The 2,016-nt window shown below is 74.6% G+C and carries 2 protein-coding genes; both read right to left on the bottom strand.

Annotation, left to right across the window (positions count from 1 at the left end; genetic code table 11):
* Nucleotides 1–41 precede the first annotated feature (41 nt).
* Nucleotides 42–1,520: an efflux transporter outer membrane subunit gene (locus VI238_RS09525; RefSeq protein WP_331650765.1), complete on the bottom strand. Its 1,479-nt coding sequence runs from the start codon at nucleotides 1,518–1,520 to the stop codon at nucleotides 42–44.
* Nucleotides 1,513–2,016 (bottom strand): nuclear transport factor 2 family protein (locus tag VI238_RS09520; RefSeq protein ID WP_331650763.1); only part of this gene is annotated, 504 nt, incomplete at its 5' end. The genes VI238_RS09520 and VI238_RS09525, both read right to left, overlap by 8 nt.

Here is a 2,016-nt window from a genome sequence, read left to right as displayed (position 1 = left end):
GTCCCGTGGCGCTGCGCGCTGCCCTTGCGCTACGCGATGCACTAGCGCTGCGCAATGCCCTCGCGCTGCGGCACGTGCTGCGGCCAGCCGCCAGCGAGGGCCTGGTACAGCGCGACCGCGCCGGTGACGCTGCGCGTGCGCGCGTCGGCGAACGCGTCCTGCGCCTGCAGGCGGCTGCGTTCGGCGTCGAGCACCTCGAGCAGGCCGGCGGCGCCGGCTTCGTAGCGGACGCGGGCGAGGCGCGCGGCTTCGGCGCTGTCGGTGGCGGCGCGTTCGAGCTGGGCGTCTTCGGCGCGGGCCTTGGCGTAGCGAACGAGTGCGTTCTCGGTGTCCTCGAGCGCGAGCAGCACGCTCTGGCGGTACTGCGCGAGCGCGGCTTCGGCGTCGGCGCCGCTCGCGGCGATGCGCGCGCGCACGTGGCCGACGTCGAGGAACGACCAGTCGACGCCGAGCGCGAGCAGGTGCGTTTCGCTGTCGCGTTCGAACAGCGAGCCCGTGCTGACCGCTTGGGTGCCGAGCAGGCCGCCGAGGGTGAAGCGCGGGAACAGGTCGGCGGTGGCGACGCCGACGCGCGCGGTCGCTGCGTGCAGGCGCTGTTCGGCCGCGGCGACGTCGGGGCGACGGCGCAGCAGTTCGCCGGGGGTGCCGGCATCGAGGCGTTCGGGCAACGTGGGCAACGCGACCGGCGCCTGCAGCTCGGCGATCAGTGCGTCGGGCGTGCGGCCCGTGAGCACCGCGAGGCGGTGCATCGCGAACGCGATCTGCGCTTCGAGCGCGGGCACGCGCGCGGCGGTCGTCTCGAGCTGCGCGCGCGCACGCGCGCTGTCGAAGTCGGTGCCGCCGCCGGCGCCGACGCGCGCGTCGACGAGCTGCAGCGTTTCGCGCTGGTTGGCGGCGTTGTCCTGCGCGACGCGCAGGCGCTCCTGCAGGCCGCGCAGCTCGACGTAGGTGCGCGCGACCGAGCCCGCGATCGCGACCTGCGCGGCGGCGAGGTCGGCCGCGCTCGCGGCGGTGTCGGCACGGCCGGCTTCGATCGAGCGGCGGATGCGGCCGAACAGGTCGAGTTCCCAGCTTGCGCCGACGCCGGCGTCGTAGCTCTTGGTGTCGCGGCCGTCGCGATCGACGCCGGGCAGCTGGTCGGCGCTGGAGCGGATGTCCTGGCCGTTCGCGCTCGCGGTGATCACGGGCAGTGCGTCGAACTTCGCGCCGCGCAGCTCGGCGTTGGCGCGCTCGTAGTGCGCGAGCGCGACCTTGAGGTCGTTGTTCGCGGCGAGCGCCTGCTCGACGAGCGCGGTGAGTTCGGTGTCGCCGAAGCGGGCCCAGAACGCATCGTCGGCGGCGGGCGCGGAGGCGTCGCCCGTGGATGCAGCCGTGTCGGCGTTCGCGTCGGCGCGCGCGAACTGGGCGGGCGCGGCGGTATCGGGCTTCACGTAGTCGGGACCGACCGCGCACGCGCCGAGCGCGAGCGTGAGGCCGAGCGCGAGCGCCTTCGGCGCCGCGGACAGGATGGAATCAGCCATGGGAATGCTCCTCGGTCGCGGCGAGCGGTGCGTTCGGAAACAGCACCGCGGGATCGCCGGCGGACCAGACAGTGTCGATGCGCAGGCGCTCGATCAGCCAGAGGCCGTCGTGGCGCACGAGATCGACGTGGTAGAGGTTCTTGAGCAGCAGGTGCCGGCGGTGGTCGCCGCGCGGCAGGTGCTGCGCCTCGACGAGCGCGAACAGGCCCGCGCGCTCGCCGTCGTAGTGCGTGATGCGGGGATTGGTGACCGTGTGCGTGGTGTCGAGCGCGTCGATCGCGGCGAAGATCGCCGCGACGATCGCGTCGCGCCCGACGAACGGCGCGACGGCGACGCCGAAACGGCCGGCCGGCTGGCTGAAATCGAGCGTCGCGTCGACCGCGAACGCCGACGCGAGCAGCGCGCGGTCGCGCAGGTCCTGCCCGGCGCCGAAGCGGTACAGCGCGTCGACGATCGCGAGCTGGTCGCGCGGCCCGACCGCGCCGGCCGCATGCGC

This window comes from Dokdonella sp., from assembly GCF_036518555.1.
In the GTDB taxonomy this organism is placed as follows: Bacteria; Pseudomonadota; Gammaproteobacteria; order Xanthomonadales; family Rhodanobacteraceae; genus Dokdonella_A.
The sequence above is the reverse complement of the archived record's forward strand: the minus strand, read 5'-3'. Positions and strand labels throughout refer to the sequence as shown.

What these genes read in the sequence shown, in the direction of transcription:
- VI238_RS09525 (WP_331650765.1), bottom strand. Translation starts at nt 1,520, where the DNA reads ATGGCTGATTCCATCCTGTCCGCGGCGCCGAAGGCGCTCGCGCTCGGC.